This is a genomic window from Actinokineospora sp. NPDC004072, assembly GCF_053604195.1.
This window is the reverse complement of sequence record NZ_JBSGHB010000016.1, coordinates 21,126-37,573: the sequence shown is the minus strand read 5'-3', so window position 1 is coordinate 37,573 and position 16,448 is coordinate 21,126. Positions and strand designations below refer to the sequence as shown.

The 16,448-nt window shown below is 74.2% G+C and carries 6 protein-coding genes; 1 reads left to right on the top strand and 5 read right to left on the bottom strand.

The features are described from left to right. Positions 1 to 203: 203 nt before the first annotated feature. Positions 204 to 908, top strand: a complete 705-nt coding sequence (locus ACWEPX_RS23770; protein WP_451899427.1) for a carboxypeptidase regulatory-like domain-containing protein — start codon at positions 204 to 206, stop codon at positions 906 to 908. Between the two features lie 8 nt (positions 909 to 916). Here ACWEPX_RS23770 and ACWEPX_RS23765 read toward each other — a convergent pair whose 3' ends face one another. From ACWEPX_RS23765 to ACWEPX_RS23745, 5 genes are all read right to left on the bottom strand, one after another. After that, on the bottom strand, positions 917 to 6,364 hold the full coding sequence (locus tag ACWEPX_RS23765) for a non-ribosomal peptide synthetase/MFS transporter (RefSeq protein ID WP_451899426.1): 5,448 nt from the start codon (positions 6,362 to 6,364) through the stop codon (positions 917 to 919). A 568-nt stretch (positions 6,365 to 6,932) separates the two neighbouring features. Beyond that, positions 6,933 to 10,034, bottom strand: coding sequence for a non-ribosomal peptide synthetase (locus ACWEPX_RS23760; protein ID WP_451899425.1), 3,102 nt, complete (start codon positions 10,032 to 10,034; stop codon positions 6,933 to 6,935). After that, a complete protein-coding gene (locus tag ACWEPX_RS23755; protein ID WP_451899424.1) occupies positions 10,031 to 10,210 on the bottom strand; it encodes an MbtH family protein in 180 nt (59 codons plus the stop codon). The genes ACWEPX_RS23760 and ACWEPX_RS23755 overlap by 4 nt, the downstream gene beginning before the upstream one ends. After that, a complete protein-coding gene (locus tag ACWEPX_RS23750) occupies positions 10,207 to 11,151 on the bottom strand; it encodes a TauD/TfdA family dioxygenase (RefSeq protein WP_451899423.1) in 945 nt (314 codons plus the stop codon). The genes ACWEPX_RS23755 and ACWEPX_RS23750 overlap by 4 nt, the downstream gene beginning before the upstream one ends. A gap of 9 nt (positions 11,152 to 11,160) precedes the next feature. Beyond that, the gene (locus tag ACWEPX_RS23745; RefSeq protein ID WP_451899422.1) at positions 11,161 to 16,446 is read right to left on the bottom strand and encodes a type I polyketide synthase; all 5,286 of its coding nucleotides are present in this window, start codon (positions 16,444 to 16,446) and stop codon (positions 11,161 to 11,163) included. Positions 16,447 to 16,448: the final 2 nt, after the last annotated feature.

The following is a 16,448-nucleotide window of genomic DNA, read 5'->3' as shown; positions in this document are numbered from 1 at the left end:
TCGCGCGGTCAACGCCCGTTCGCGCCCCGGAAGTGGGCGGGACCACTGGCTCTGTATCGGTTCGCCGCGCTGTGGCACGATTGCCCAACTTGATCACTGGGGGGCTTGCCCATGCGCGCATTCGCCACGTTCTCGGCCTGCGTCCCCGGTCGACTTCCACCTAGTGGTGACCAAGCACACCGGCGGCCTGGCTGCGGGTTTAGATGGGTCATCGACAGGCGCGGCATCGAGTTCGGCTTCCCCGGCTGCTCCGCCGACGACGACTACCTGCGCCGGAGGTCGACCCCGATGACGAGGGGTTCGTCCCGGTCATCCGCGGGACGGTGGTCGACTCGGCCACCGGTGAGCCGGTGCGCAACGCCTACGTGCGGCTCGACGGGGAGTGGACCGCCGACACGGCGACGACCGACGAGAACGGGGTGTACGAGTTCGTCCAGGACCCCGACGGCCCGCTGCCGGTCACCGGGCTGACGATCGACGTCGACGCCCAGGGCTACCGGGGCCACGTGGCGACGCTCCAAGGCGCCGACGACCACGCCCTGGTGCACGACGTGCGGCTGGCGTCGGTCGCCCCGCAGGCGCCCGGGCCGCCCGCGGTGGTGTGGATCACGAGTGGGTCGGCCGCGGCGCTGGGGCTGGCCGCGGTGGCAGTGCTCCTGCTGGTCCGCAGGCGGTCAGCTGGCGCGCAGTTCCAGGGGTTCGCCGCAGTCCCGGCAGTCCTCGGCCAGGACATACACGTCGGCTCCGCAGGAGGCGCAGTCGCGGAAGCTGCGGGACATCAGGTCGTCACGACGTCGGCGGCCGGAGAACAGGGACCGGAGACTTCGGCCCTCCGCGTCGGCGAGGCGGTGTCTACCCATGCGGACATTCAGGCGGATGCGGCGGACCAAGGCAAGCCGTCGTCGTGATCTGTGCGTTATCTCACGGCAACCTCTGACTCCCCGTCACGTCCCTGACCTGCTGCGTCATCCTCCGGTGACAAATCGGTCATAGTCACGGACCGGTGACGGGCCAGCCGATTGGCCCGTTCCTGGGCTCCGACCAGGTCATCCGGCAGCGAGTCGGGCACCTCGGTGTCGAAGCGGCGCAGCGTCCGAACGGCCCAGCCGCCCGCGGTCACCAGGACCAGCAGCACGCCGAAGACGACGTAGGCGAAGCCGATGCCGCGGCCCGGCCCGGTGCCGATCACCGCGCCCACGGTGCCCGCCAGCGCGCCGTCGGGGGCCAGCATCGGCTCGAACGCGGCGGTGGCCAGCGGGGCGAGCAGGGCGAAGCCGATGGGCAGCGTCGACCAGGACAGCGTCTGGTTGATCGCGAACACCCGCCCGTGGAACCGCTGGGGCACCTTGACCTGCACGATCGTGGCGTAGACGCCCTGGGCCAGGGCCATCGACATGGCCATGAAGAACACGCCGGCGCCCACCGCGACCACCGACGGGTGCACGCCGATGGCCAGGCAGCCCAGCGCGGTGCCCAGGTTGAAGCACAGCACGCCGATCATCCGGCGACCGCGCGGCCCGCCCCACACCGCCATCGCCAGGCCGCCCGCCAGCGCGCCGACGGCCTCGGCGAGGGCGATGGTGGCCACGTCGCCGATGTCGCCGAAGGAGAGCACCAGCGGGGTGGTCAGCACGAGCGCGGGGGCGAGGAAGACGTTGCCGAGGGCGAAGTAGCCCAGCATCAGCCGGAAGCCGCGGTGGCGCCAGGAGTAGCGCAGACCGTTGAGGATGGCGGTGGCCAGCGGCTCGCGCGGCCGCCAGCCCAGCATGTCCGGGAAGCGCACGAGCAGCACCGTGACGATGGCCAGGACGTAGCCGCCGACGTCGATGAGCACGATCCCGCGCAGCCCGATCTGCGCCAGCAGCCCCGCGGCCAGGATCGGCATGAGCAGCAGCGCGAACCCGCTGGAGAGCTGGGCGATGCCCATCGCGTGCCCGAGGTAGCGCTTGGGCACCAGCTGCGGCACCGACGACTGGAACGCCAGCCGCTGGAAGGACGCGGCGACCTGGCTCAGCGACACCAGGACGTAGATGTGCCACAGCTCGATGCGCTCGGTCCACAGCAGCCCGGCCAGCACCAGCTGGATGGCCCCGGACGCGCAGCTGGCCGCGAGCATGACCCGCCGCCGGTCCACCCGGTCGATCACCCCGCCCGCGATGGGCAGCATGACCACCCCGCACAGCAGCGCCAGCGCCCACAGCAGGCCGAGGTCGGTGACCGAGCCGGTGCGGGTGTAGAGCCAGATGGGCAGGGCGAAGGCGGTCAGCGCCGCGCCGGTCGTGGCGATGAGCTGGCCGAGGGCGACGGCGAGGAAGCGCGGCATGCTCGGGGTGACCGACGACGGCGCCCGCGTGCCCACCACCTGCCAGTCCCGCAGGTCCCACGGGGCGTCGTCGCCGCGGTCGGACAGCTCCGCGGTGTCCCCCGCGGCGATCGCGCGGTGCGTGCGGGAGACGATCTCGGCCAGCTCGTCGGCGCGGTACTTGAGGAAGAAGTGGCCCGCCTCGTCCAGCACGACCAGCCCGAGGGTGTCGCTGAGGAACTGCCACTCGGCGTAGCGCTCGGCGTAGTAGTCGGTCACCGGGTCCTGCGAGCCCACCACGGAGATGACGGGGGCGCGCAGCTTGTCGGCCCCGCGGTCGAGCAGGTCGGTGAAGTAGTCCTCGGCGGCGCGCGAGTCGGCGCGCATGTTGCTGATGATCCGGTCGGCCTGCTCGGGGTCGATCTCGTCGGTGTCGACGCCCATCGACTTCAGCCAGCTCGCGTAGTGCCGGTTGGAGCGCAGCTTCTCCAGCTTGGTCCGCGCGGTGGCGAACGGGCCTTTGGGGCGGGCGAACGGGAACATCGCGCCGATGTAGACCGCTTCGAGGTCGCGCCCGGCCGTCTCCAGCTTGCGGGCGACCTCAGCGGTGATGGCGCTGCCGACGCCGCAGTGCCCGTAGAGCGCGAGCGGGCCGGTGACGCGCTCGCGGATCTCGTCGGCGATGCGGGTGGTCAGCTCGTCGAAGGGCAGGGCGGCCTCGTCGAGGCCGACGTCGTGGCCGGGGATGGCGACGCTGAACAGGGCGTGGTCGTCCGGCAGGGCGTCGGCGAGGGGCTGGTAGACGATGGCGCTGCCGCCGCCGTAGGGGACGCAGACGTAGGTCAGCGCGGGGGCCTTGGCCTTGGTCAGCTCGTAGAGGAGCTTGCGGGGGCCGCTGTCGGTCCCGCCCATGAACTCGGCGAGGTCGCGGATGGTGCGGTGGGTGAACAGGTCCATCACGCCGACCGGGCGGGCGTCGGGGATCTTCCTGATCCTGGCGACCACCTGGGTGGCCAGCAGGGAGTGCCCGCCGAGGTCGAAGAAGTCGTCATCGATGCCGACCGCGGGGATGGCGAGCACGTCGGTCCAGATGGCGGCCAAGGCGCGCTCGGTGTCGGTGCGCGGCTCGACCAGCTCGCCGCTGCGGGTGACCTGCGGGGCGGGCAGGGCCTTGCGGTCGAGCTTGCCGTTGGGGGTCAGCGGCAGCGCGTCGAGGTCGACGATCGCCGTTGGCACCATGTACTCGGGCAGCCGCTTCTTCAGCGCGGCCTTGACCTCGGCGTGGTCGGCCCCGCCGACGAGGTAGGCGGTCAGGCGCTGGTCGCCAGGGGTGTCCTGGCGGACGATGACCGCCGCGTCGGCGACCTCCGGCAGGTCGCGCAGGGCCGACTCGATCTCGCCCAGCTCGATGCGCAGGCCGCGCAGCTTGACCTGGTGGTCGAGGCGGCCGAGGAACTCGACGGTGCCGTCGCGCCGCCAGCGGGCGGAGTCGCCGGTGGCGTAGCGCCGGGCGCCCGGGGCGTGCGGGTCGGGGACGAACTTCTCCGCGGTCAGGGCCGGTCGGCGGTGGTAGCCGCGGGCGACGCCGACACCGCCGATGTGCAGTTCGCCCGCGACGCCGATCGGGGTCTCCACGCCGTGCTTGTCGAGGATGTGCACGCGCAGGTTGGCGATGGGCGCGCCGATGGGGACCGCGGTGAGGCCGTCGAGGTTCGCGCAGTGCCACGCGGTGACGTCGATGGCGGCCTCGGTGGGGCCGTAGAGGTTGTGCAGCTCGGTGTGCGGGAAGCGGGTGATGAACTCGCGCGCGGTGGCCAGCGGCAGCTCCTCACCGCTGCAGATGACCCGCCGCAGGCTCGGGCAGGCGGCCTGCTCGCCGAGGAAGACGCCGAGCATCGACGGCACGAAGTGCGCGGTGGTGATGCGCTCCTGGTCGATCAGCTCGCGCAGGTAGGCCGCGTCCTTGTGGCCGCCCGGCTTGGCCAGCACCAGCCGCGCGCCGGTCTGCAGGGGCCAGAAGAACTCCCAGACGGAGACGTCGAAGCCGAAGGGGGTCTTCTGCAGGACGCTGTCGGTGCCGTCGAGCCGATAGGCGTCCTGCATCCAGTCCAGGCGGTTGACGATGCCCCGGTGGGTGTTCGGGACGCCCTTGGGGCGGCCGGTGGAGCCGGAGGTGTAGATGACGTACGCGGCGTTGTCGGGCGTCGCGCGGCTGTCCGGGTTGTGCGTGGGGCAGTCGGCGAAGTCGTCTTCGAGGACGAGGACGTTCCCCGCGGTGCTCTTGAACTCGCGGGTGGCCAGGACCACCGGGGCCTGGGCGTCCTCGATCATGAAGGTGAGGCGGTCGGCCGGGTACTCCGGGTCCAGCGGGAGGTAGGCCGCGCCCGCCTTGAGGATGCCGAGCAGGGCGACCGGGAGCTCCAGCGACCGGTTGGCGCAGACGGCGACGAGGGTCTCCGGACCCGCGCCCCGCTCGATGAGCCGGTGGGCGACCTGGTTGGCCCGGGCGTTGAGCTGGGCGTAGGTGAGGGTGCTGCCCTCGAAGGTGACGGCCGGAGCGTCCGGGGTGCGCTGGACCTGGGCCTCGACCAGGGCGTGCAGGGTCGTGTCGGGGAAGGGGCGCTCGGTCGCGTTGGCGGCCGCCGGGACGGCCCGGTCTGCCGCGGCGCGGATGTCCACTCGGGACACCTGGGCGCCGGGGTCGGCGGTGAGGGCGGTGAGCAGGGCCTTCCAGCGCTCGGCGATCAGCTCGACGGTGGCACGGTCGAACAGGTCGGTGTTGTAGACCAGCTTGCCCCACAGGCCGCCGGTGACCTCGACGACGTGCAGCTCGAAGTCGAACCGGGTGGCCCGCAGCTCCATCGGGGTCCACTCGAAGGTGACGTCGCTGGCCGCGGCGTCGTCGGCGAAGCGGCCCATCTCGTAGTTCTGGAGCACGAACATGCTCTGGAAGACCGGCGAGCGACTGACGTCGCGGGGGACGCCGAGCTCCTGGACGACCCGGGCGAAGGGCACCTCGGCGTGCTCGAAGGCGTCGAGGACGCTGCGCTTGGTGCGGGCGAGGAGCTCGGTGAAGGTCGGGTCGTCGGCGAGGTCGGCCCGCATGGGCAGCATGTTGATGAACATGCCGACGACGTTCTCCAGCTCCGGCGCGGACCGGCCTGCCGAGGAGACGCCGACGGCGAAGTCGTGCTGTCCACTGTGGCGGGACAGCAGGACCTGGTAGGCGGCGAGGAGGGTCATGAACAGCGTGCCGCCGTGGTCGGCGGCCAAGTCGCGGAGCTTGCCCGCGATCTGTTCGCTGATCGTGAATTCGACGAAATCGCCTTGATATGTCTGGGTTGCGGGTCGAGCATGGTCGGTGGGGAGGTCGAGCGGCTCGACCCCGGAGAGGCGGTCGCGCCAGTAGTCGAGATGCGCCTCCGCGGGCCGGTTCGCCTCCCAGTGCGCGAAATCCCCGTACTGCACGGGGAGTTCGGGCAGCACGCGGCCGTGGTAGCTGGCGATGAGGTCGCGGAGCAGGACGTCGACGGACCACCCGTCGCCGACGATGTGATGCTGGGTCAGAAGGAGGATGTGGTCTACTTCGGACAACTGAATGAGCAGGGCGCGCAGCAGCGGCCCCGCGGCGAGGTCGAACGGCTCCAGCACCGCCTGGTCGACGATCGCCTGCGCGGCGGCCTCATCGGCGGCGCTGGCATGCCGCAACGGCACGTCGACGTGCTCGGCGACGACGGCCATCGGCCTGCCGTCGGCGTCGGCGGGGAACCGGGTGCGCAGTGCCTCGTGCCGGTCGGTGAGCGCGGCGAGCGCGGTTCGCAGCGCGGCCTCGTCCAGCGGTCCGCGCACGCGCAGCGGCACGGCGATGTGGTACGCCGCCTCCCCCGGGGCGATCTGGTCCATGAACCAGACCCGCTCCTGGGCGAACGACAGCGGCGGCGCCACCCCCTCCGGCCGCCGCTCGATCACCGCCCGCGGCGCAGCCGCCCGCTTGCGCAGCCGCTTGGCCAGCAGTGCAGCGGCAGCCGCCGAACGGTCGGTGGCCTCGGGGGCGGCGGTCATGCGGCATGCTCCTCGTCGCTAGCTGACTTCGTGCTGTGCCCAGGGGCAGTCCCGGCGACCGCCCCACCACGGGCGCGACCCGCAGACGCCCTCCGGAGGGCGCTGCCCGCACACGCCCGCGGGAAGGCACCGCCCGCAGCCACCTGCGCGAAGGCGCGGCCTGCTGACGCCGGCGGGAAGGCGCTGTCCGCAGACGCCCGTGGGAAGGCGCTGCCCGCGAACGGCCGCTCGAGGGCGAAGTCCGCAGACGCCCGCCGGAGGGCACTGCCCGGAGACGCCTGCGTGAGGGCGCGGCCTGCTGACGCCCGCGGGTAGGCGCTGCCCGCAGACGTCCGTGGGAGGGCGCTGTCCTGCGCGTCCCGGGCGGGCGGCCGCGCACCGGGGGTGGTGGCGCGTGCGCTGCGGTCGGTGCGGGGAGGCTGCGCCCATTCGCCTGCGGGAGGGGTGGTTCCCTCCCGTGAGGTGGCGATGACGCCTGCCCACTGTTCGGGGAGGGAGGCGCCTACGGCTGGGACCGTGCGTGGGGTGGTCCCTGGCGTGGGTGGGTGCGGCGTTGGGTGGGGGCGTGTCATGGGGTGGGGTCCTGGTCGGCCAGGAGGGCGGCTACCTCGGTGTCGGAGAGGGCGGCGACCTCGGCGGCGATGGCCTTGTCGATCTCGGCGGCCAGGTCGGCGACCACCGGGTGGGTGAACAAGGCGCGCATGGGGACGTCGACCTCGATTTCGGCGCGGATGCGGGCCATCGCGCGCATGCCGCGCAGGGAGTTGCCGCCCAGTTCGAGGAAGTGGTCGAACGCGCCGACCTTCGGGAGGTTGAGGATGTCGGCGAACACCTCCGCCACCAGCTCCTCCGCCGGGGTCCGCGGCGCGACGTAGCCGCGCTCCCTGCGGGTGGGCGCGGGCAGGGCGGCGCGGTCCAGCTTGCCGTTGGGGGTCAAGGGGATCGCGTCGACTGTGAGCACGTCCGAGGGGACCAGGTGCGGTGGGAGGACGGTGGGGAGGGTGTCGACGGCGGGGCCGGGGTCGCCGACGACGTAGGCGACCAGGCGGGCGTCGTCGGGGGTGCCTGCGGAGGTGTCGGCGGGGGTGTTGTCGTGGTGGGCGATCACCACCGCCGCCTGCACGCCAGGCAGGGCCAGCAGGGCGGCCTCGACCTCGGCGGGCTCGATGCGGATACCGCGCAGCTTGATTTGCTGGTCGGCGCGGCCCAGGTACTCCAGCACCCCGTCGCGGCGCCTGCGGACCAGGTCGCCGGTGCGGTACATGCGGGAGCCCGGCTCGCCGAACGGGCACGGCAGGAAGCGCTCGGCGGTCAGGCCCGGCCGGTTGAGGTAGCCGCGGGCCAGCTGGGCGCCCGCGAGGTACAGCTCGCCCACCACGCCGTCGGGCACCGGGGCGAGCGCGGCGTCGAGCACGTACGCATCGGTGTTCCACGTCGGCGTGCCGATCGAGACCGGGCCCGGCGGCAGCTCCGCGCCCGGGGCGATCACCGCGGCGACGCTGCCCACCGTGACCTCGGTCGGCCCGTACTCGTTGACCACCGTCGCGCCCGGGTTGGCCGCGCGCCAGGGCCGCAGCTGCTCGGCGGTCAGCGCCTCGCCGCCGAGCACGAGGTCCGCGCTCGGGGAGCGGGCCGCGTCCAGCAGCGGGAGCTGGCCGGGCGTGGCCTTGACGAACGCGGGCGGCTGCGGGCCTGCGGGCTCATCCAGCCCGGCGAGGCGGATGGTGCCGCCCGCGGTCAGGGTGCCGAGCAGGCCGGTGACGGTGAAGTCGAACGTCACCGGGGAGTGCAACAGCACCTCGCCCGCCAGCCCCGGGTAGGTCGCCCGCGCCCACGCCAGGTACGCCGCCAGCGCCCGGTGCTCCACGACGACGCCCTTGGGCAGCCCGGTGGACCCGGAGGTGTAGAGGACGTAGGCGGGATCGGCCGGGAGGACCGGGGCGGCGGGCAGCGGGTCGGCCGCGTCGAGCGCCACCGCCAGCGTCGGAGTGTCCGCGGGGAGGAGAGCGGCGGTGTCCGCCGTGGTCAGGACGAGGGCGGGGCGGGCATCGGCGAGCAGGGCGGCCAGCCGGGCCGGGGGGTGGTCGGTGTCCAGCGGGAGGTAGGCCGCTCCGGAGTGGAGGGTGGCGAGGACGGCCACGACCAGTTCCGGCGAGCGCGGCAGGGCCAGGGCCACGATGTCGCCGCGGCCGACCGCCATCTTCGCGCGCAGGGCGTCAACGCACGCCTGAAGCTCCGCATAGCTGAACGTGCGTCCCCCGCACACCAGTGCCGGGGCGGACGGGCTGCGGGTCACCTGGGCGGCGAGCTGGGCGGGGACCAGCTCCGCCGGGAGGTCGCGGACCTCGCCCCGGCTGGCGGCCAGGACGGCGGCGCGCTCCTCCGCCGACATCAGCGGCAGCGCCGACACCCGGGCGTCCGGGCTGGCGACCGCCGCGTCGAGCAGGCGGACGTAGCGGGCGACGATCGCCTCCGCCGTGGCCCGGTCGAACAGGGCCGTGCGGTAGAGCAGGCGGCTGGTGCCGGTGGTGATGTCGAAGGCCAGGTCGTCCTTGGTGGTGCCCAGCTTCACCTGGTCGAACCCGGAGTCGGGGACGAAGTTGAAGGCGACCTGGAACAGCGGCTGCACCGCGGGGTCGTGGCGGGTCACCAGGTCGGCGACGACCGCCTGGAACGGGGTGTCGCCGTGGTCCATCGCGTCGGCCAGCGCGGCGCGGACGCGGGAGACCAGGTCGGTGAAGGCGGGGTCGCCGGAGACGTCGGCGCGCAGGACGACCGGGTTGACGAACATCCCGATCAGGTCGACCAGCTCCGGCCGGTCGCGGCCCGCGGTGGAGACGCCGACGACGATGTCCTCGCTGGCCGACAGCCGGGCCAGCAGCGCCGCGTAGGCCGCCAGCAGCACCATGTACGGGGTCGCCGACAGCGACGCCGCCAGCGCGCCGACCCGGTCGAGCAGGCCGGGCGGCAGGTCGAACCACACCTCGTCGCCGTCGAAGCCCATGCGGTCGGGGCGGGGGCGGTCGGTGGGCAGGGCGATGACCGGCGGCGCGCCCGCCAGCGTCCGCCGCCAGTGCTCGACCCGCCGCGCCAGCTCGTCGCCCGCGATGTGCTCGCGCTGCCAGACGGCGAAGTCGGCGTACTGGATCTCCGGCTCGGGCAGCGCCAGCGCCTCCCCGCGCAGCGCGGCTTGGGCGCGGGCGTGCAGCTCGCCGTCGTAGATGACCTGGGAGCGGCTGTCGAACACCGCGTGGTGCACGACCAGCAGCAGCGTCCACCGGCGCTCCCCGCGGCGCACCAGCTCCGCGCGCCACAGCGGCGGCTGGTCCAGCGGGATGGCCGTGCGGGCCAGGCGCGAGGCCAGCTCATCGATGTGCGGGGGCTGCTCGTCGTAGGGGATGTGCCGCAGGTCGACCACCGGCGGGTCGACCTCGACGCGCTCGTGCACGACCTGCGTCAGCGCGTCGCCGTCGAGGGCGAAGTGCGTGCGCAGCGACTCGTGCCGCTCGACGACGGCCGCCAGGACCGACCGCACCTGCTCGTGGGTCAGCCCGTCGGGCAGCTCGGTCGGGGCCGAGACGTTGTAGACCGGCGACGCGGGGTCGAGCTGGTTGGCGAACCAGACCCGCTCCTGGGCGTAGGAGGCCGGGAACGACCACTGCCTGCTCACGACGCCTCCCGCACCGAGCGCGGGCGCATGTCCACCCACACCTGGTCGATGTGGGCCAGGCACGCCGCCTGGTCGCCGGTGAACCCGGTGGACCGCCACCCGGCCGGGAGCGGGCGGTCGGCGGCCCACACCGAGTACTGCTCCTCGTCGTTGACCACGACGGTCATCTGGCTCATCCCTGGCTCCCGTGCGGTTCGGCCATCGCGACGGCGATCTTGCGCGGGCCGGTGAACGGCTCGCGCCCGTGCGCGGCGGTCATGTTGTCCACCACGAGCACGTCATCGCGGTGGTAGTCGAATCGGGTGGTCGCGGCCCGGTAGGCGCCGCGGACGTGGTCGAGCACGTCGGCGGGGATCTCGGCCCCGTCGCCGTAGAAGGTGTTCGTGGGCAGGTCGTCCGGGGCGAACATCGACCGCAGGCCCTCGCTGAGGTCGGCGGGCAGGGTGCTCACGTGGAAGAACGCCATGTGGTTGAACCAGCGCGGCACGTCGGAGCCGGGCCGCAGGTGCACCGCCCGGCGGACCGCGCGTGTGCGCAGCCCGTCCTTTCCCTGCCACTGGCAGGTGATCCCGTTGGCCGCGCAGTACTGCTCGACCTCGGCGCGGTCGGTGGTGTTGAACGTGTCCTGCCAGGCCGCGCCGAAGTCGGGGTGGAAGTTGCGCACGAGCATCCAGCCGCGCGCCTCGAACTCGGCGCGCACCTGCGGATCGATCAGCCGGTAGACCTCGCGCACGTCGGCCAGCGGGGTCGCGCCCAGGGTGGTGGGCGGCTCGACGCAGTAGAAGAACAGCGTCAGCGGCCAGGCCGCCTGGTAGGAGTTCTCGTTGTGCAGGAAGATCTCCTCGTCCGGCGGGTAGTCGGTCGAGGTGTAGACGCGGCCCTTGATGGTGCTGCGCGGCGATGAGCGCTCGGTGTAGAGCAGCGGCTCGCCGGACAGGGCGCGCACGACGGCGTCGAAGCCGTCCACCCCGCCCACGTCGAACCCGCGGAACAGCAGCGCCCCGCGGTCGGCGAGGGCGGCGCGCAGCTCGGCGCGCCGGTCGGTGATCAGGTCGGTGATCGCGCGCCCGTCGGGCTCGACGAGCAGCGGCAGGGCCGCGGTGTCCAGGTCGGTCATGACGTCCTCTCAGGCGCGGGGGAGGCGGCGGATGGTCTGGGTGGGTTCGGGCTCGGGTTCGGCCTCGGCGCGCAGCTCCTCGATCCGCTCGGCCAGCCCGGCGACCGTGGGGACCTCGAACAGGCTGCGCATCGGCAGCCGCACGCCGGTGGCGTTGCGCAGCGCGGCGATCAGCTGCACGGCGACCAGGGAGTTGCCGCCGAGGGCGAAGAAGTCGTCGTGCACGCCGACGGCGGACACGCCCAGGCTCTCCTGCCAGGCGCGCACGATCACCGCTTCCAGCTCGGTGCGCGGGCCTGCGGAGGCGTCGCCCTCGACCGCGGCCGCGACCGGCTCGGCCTCGGCCGGGGCGCCGGCGCGGGCGGCGATCTCGGCCAGCGCCACCGGGGTGATGACCACCTGCGGCCCCAGCCCGGCGGCCAGGCTGCGGTGGAAGGCGGCCACGCCGTCGGCGGGGGCGATGTCGCCTGCTGCCGGGTCGCGCCGCCGGGCCGGGGCGGGCGCTGCGCCCAGCCCGCCGGTCACCGCGCCCTGGTCGACGCGGCGCAGCAGGAACTCCGAGACCGCCACCAGCTCGCGCCCGTCGTCGTCCACAACGGACAGGTCGGCCACGACCACCTCGTCGCCGTCGGCGGGCCGGTAGCGCAGGTGGCTGTGGAAGCGCTCGGGCAGCCGGTCGCGCACGACGACCCGGCCGTAGGACATGGGCAGGTAGGTCCCCGACCCGCGGCCCGCGCCGAAGGCGGTGGCCACGTCCAGCAGCGCCGGGTGCAGCACCCAGTCGTCGCCCGCCGCCGCGGGCGGGGCGACGATCGTGGCCAGCTCCTCATCGGCCCCGGCCCGGTGCTCGCGCAGCGCCGCCCAGCGCGGCCCGAAGGCCAGCATGCTGGTGCGGCCGGTGCCGAAGCCGGTCGTGGCGTCCAGCGGCGCGGTCCGCGCGGCGACGGCGGAGACATCGATCTTCTCCCCCGCTGGCTCGGCCCACTCCGCCGTCCCCGCGACGTGCTTGGTGACGACGCCGCCGCGCCTGCCCTGCACCAGGAACTCGGCGGTGCCCCCGGAGACCGACAGCACGACCTCGTAGCGCGCCGCGTCCCCGTCCGGGACGGCGAAGGGCTCCAGGAAGGCGACGTCGCGCAGCTCGACGCACCCGCTGCCGGGCACGGCGGCGGCGAACGCGGCCCGCGCGCACTCCAGGTGCGCGGTGCCGGGCACGACCGCCGTCCCGCCGATGCGGTGCTCGTCGAGCACCCAGTGCGTCGCGGGCGTGACGATCCCGTGGGCGACCGCCTGGTCGCCGGTCACCGCCAGCGTGGTCAGCACCGGGTGGTCGATGGCCGACTCCACGGTGACCGTGCCGGACTGGGCCAGCGCCGCGGTCTCCACGGCCATGCCCAGCTCGGCCCAGCCGCCCCAGTTCTGCGACAGCAGCGGTGCGCGCCAGCCGCGGCCCGCGCGGGCGTGCGCGTCGAGGAAGGCGTTGGCCGCGCAGTAGTCGACCTGGCCGAACCCGCCGAGCACCGCGGTCACCGACGAGCACAGCACGACGAAGTCCAGCTCGTCGCCGCCGAACACCGACGCCAGCGCCAGCGTCCCGGTGAGCTTGGGGGCCAGCACGCGCTCGGCCGCCGCCCGCTGCTTGACCTCGGCGACGCCGCCGCCCGCCACGCCCGCGGCGTGCACGATGCCGTCGAGCCCGCCGAAGGCGTCGACCGCGGCGGCGCGCACCCGGCGCAGGCTGTCCACATCGGTCACGTCGGCGGCGAGCACCAGCACCTGCGCCCCGGCCGCCTCCATCCGCCGGATCGCGGCGATGGCCCGCCCGATGCGGGAGGTCGGGCCGTCGCCGTGCACGGCCAGGTGGGTGTCCCACTCCGCGCGCGGGGGCAGCCCCGCCCGCGCGGTCAGCACCAGCTTGGCCTTGGCGCGCACGGCGAAGTCCTCGGCCAGGGTGATGCCGATGCCGCCGAGGCCGCCGGTGATCAGGTAGCGGCCGCCCTCCCGGACGCCGTCGGCGGCCTCGGGCAGGCCCAGCTCGTCGAACCCGATCACCCAGCGGCGGGCGCCGCGCAGCGCGACCTCGCGGTCGGTGGTCGGCCTGCGCAGCTCGTCGAGCAGCGCGGAGCCGGTGTCGGCGTCGATGAGCCGCAGGTCGAGGTCGGGCAGCTCGGCGGGCACGACGCGGGCGATGCCGCGCAGCGTGGCGTGCTCGGGGTGGGTCAGGTCGTCGCCGCGGACGTCGCCGATGCCGGTGCAGGCGATGTCCAGGCGCACCGCGCGGTCGGCCAGCGCCTGCACCAGGGCCAGCGCGCTGTGGAAGCCGCGGTCCTGGGCCGCCCACACCGCCGCGGGGTCCTCGCCCGCGGGCGGGGCGTCGAGGGCGAAGGCGTGCACGACGTGCCCGGGCAGGTCCGCGCCCAAGGCCGCGACCAGGGCGTCGTAGTCGGCGCGCTCGCCCGGCCGGACGGTGTAGCCGTCGTCGGTGCTGGCGAAGGCCTCGCCCGCCCGCACGCGCACGGCGTCCATCGCGGCGGCCAGCGCGTCGGCGCGCGGCCCGTCGCCCAGCAGCAGGACGCGGCCCAGCTCGCCGCGCGGGGCGGTGGTCACCGCCTGCCGCCACACCGGGACGGCGAACCAGTCGGCCAGCCCGCGGGGCCCGCGCGGCTTGGCCACCGCCTCCTCGGGGTCGGGGTCGACCCAGTAGCGCTTGCGCTCGAACGGGTACACCGGCAGCGGCACCCGACCCGCGCCGGGCGCGGCGGGCAGCCGCACCGGGACGCCGAGCGTCCACAGGGTGGCCGCCGCGGTGGCGAAGACCTCCGGCTCGCCCTGGCCGGGCAGGCTGGTCAGCGGGGCGAGGCCGCGCTGGGCCGGGTCGGCCTTGGCGACCTGCATGCGGGCCAGGCCCGCGAGCTGCCTGCCCGGGCCGACCTCGACGAGCTGCCACGGCCCGTCGGCGGCGAGCAGGGTGGCCACGGCCGCGCCGAAGCGCACCGGCTGCCGCAGGTGGTCGGCCCAGTAGGCGGGGTCGACGGCCTGCTCGGCGGTCAGCCAGCCACCGGTCACATTGGACAGGACGGGGATGGCGGGCGGGTTGAGCGGCACCGAGCGCAGGAACTCGGTGAACGCGGGCAGGATCGGGTCCATCATCGCCGAGTGGAAGGCGTGCGAGGTGCGCAGCGCCTTGGCCTTGACCCCGCGCTCGGCCAGTTCGGCGGCGTAGGCGTCGATGGCGGCAGGCTCCCCCGCGACCACGCACGTGCCGGGGCCGTTCACCGTCGCCACGGACAGCCCGTCGGGCAGCTCGACGGCGGATTCGTCCAGCTGGACCGCCAGCATCGAGCCCGCGGGCAGCGACTGCATGAGCCTGCCGCGCTCGGCCACCACGCGCAGCGCGTCGGGCAGGCTGAACACGCCCGCGACGGTCGCCGCGGCATACTCGCCGATCGAGTGGCCCAGCAGCGCGGCGGGCCGCACGCCGACCGACTCCCACAGCTTGGCCAGGGCGTATTCGACGGTGAACAGGGCGGGCTGGGTGTTGGCGGTCTGGTTGACCAGCTCGCCGGTCCCGGCGTCGAGCAGCAGGGCGCGCAGGTCGTCGCCCAGCACGGCGGTGCACTCGTCCACCGCGGCGGCGAAGACCGGCTCGCGCTCGTAGAGCGCCGCGGCCATGCCCGCGTACTGCGAGCCCTGGCCGGAGAACAGGAACGCCACCCGCGGCGCGCTCGCCTCCCCGGTGATCCGGCGGCGCTTGGCCTTGAGCGCCGCCGCGGCGTCGGCGGTGTCCGCGGCGACCACGGCGACCCGGTGCGCGTGCTCGGCGCGGCCCTCGCGCAGGGTCATGGCCACGTCCGCCAGGGCGGCGTCGGAGCCCGCGAGGTGGTCGGCGAGGTCGGCGACGGCCCGCTCCAGCGCCGCCGCGCTGCGCGCCGACACCTGGACGACCTGCGGCCCGGCCGCCGCGGGCGCGGGCTTGGGCGCGGGCGCCTGCTCCAGCACGACGTGGGCGTTGGTGCCGCCGATGCCGAAGGAGCTGACCCCGGCCCGGCGCGGCCCGTCCGGGGTCCAGCGGGTCAGCGAGTCGGCCACCCAGAACGGGGTGGCGGCGAAGTCGATGGCCGGGTTGGGCCGCTCGTAGTTGATCGTCGGCGGGATGAGCCCGTGCTCCATCGCCAGCACGACCTTGATCAGGCTGATGATGCCCGCCGCCTGCGACAGGTGCCCGATGTTGGACTTGACCGAGCCGATGCCGCACCAGCCGCGGTCGGCGACGCCCTGGCCGTACACCGACGACAGCGCGGCGACCTCGATCGGGTCGCCGACCGCGGTGCCGGTGCCGTGCGCCTCGATGTAGGTCACGCTGCGCGGGTCGACCCCGGCCATGGCGACGGCCTGCGCGATCGCCTCGGCCTGCCCGTCCTGGCTCGGCGCGGTGAACCCGACCTTGCCCGCCCCGTCGTTGTTGATCGCGTTGCCGAGCACGACCGCGCGGATGGTGTCGCCGTCAGCGATGGCGTCGGAGAGCCGCTTGACCAGCGCGACGCCGACGCCGCTGCCCCACACCGTGCCGTTGGCGGCGGCGTCGAACGGGCGGCAGTGCGCGTCCGGCGAGGTGAAGCCGTCCATGCCCAGGTAGCCGACGCCGTGCGGCAGCTCGATGTTGACCCCGCCCGCCAGCGCCATGTCGCACTCGTGGTTGCGCAGCGCCTCGCAGGCCAGGTGGAAGGCGACCAGCGAGGTGGAGCACGCCGTGTGCACGGTCATGCTCGGCCCGCGCAGGTCGAGCTTGTAGGCGGGCAGCGTGCCGACGTAGTTGGGCGAGTTGCCCGTCGCCAGCGACACCACGTTGTAGGGCGACGCGCCGACCGCGGCGTTGCGCAGCACGTTCTCCCACAGGTAGTCGTTGCCGCCGGTGCCCGCGTAGACGCCGATGGGGCTGTCGTAGCGGGCCGGGTCGTAGCCCGCGTCCTGCAGGGCGCTCAGGCAGGACTCCATGAACAGCCGGTGGTTGGGGCTGGTGATGCGCGCCTCGTGCTCGGACATGCCGAACAGGCCCGCGTCGAACTCGTCGAACCCGGTGACCACCGGGGCCGCCGACACCCAGCCCGGGTCGTCCACCTCGGCGGGCTTGGCGCCCCGGGCGATCTGCTCGTCGCGGGTGAACCGGGTGACCGACTCGACGCCGTCGACGAGGTTGCGCCAGAAGGCCGCGGTGTCGGCCGCGCCGGGCACCCGGGCGGCGACGCCGACGATCGCGATCGGCTCGACGCCGGGGGTGTCTTCGGGGTGGGTCATCG

Bases quoted from the DNA above. Each gene is read 5' to 3' on its own strand.
- ACWEPX_RS23770 (WP_451899427.1), top strand. From the start codon at position 204: ATGGGTCATCGACAGGCGCGGCATCGAGTTCGGCTTCCCCGGCTGCTC.
- ACWEPX_RS23765 (WP_451899426.1), bottom strand. From the start codon at position 6,364: ATGACCGCCGCCCCCGAGGCCACCGACCGTTCGGCGGCTGCCGCTGCA.
- ACWEPX_RS23755 (WP_451899424.1), bottom strand. From the start codon at position 10,210: ATGAGCCAGATGACCGTCGTGGTCAACGACGAGGAGCAGTACTCGGTG.
- ACWEPX_RS23750 (WP_451899423.1), bottom strand. From the start codon at position 11,151: ATGACCGACCTGGACACCGCGGCCCTGCCGCTGCTCGTCGAGCCCGAC.
- ACWEPX_RS23745 (WP_451899422.1), bottom strand. From the start codon at position 16,446: ATGACCCACCCCGAAGACACCCCCGGCGTCGAGCCGATCGCGATCGTC.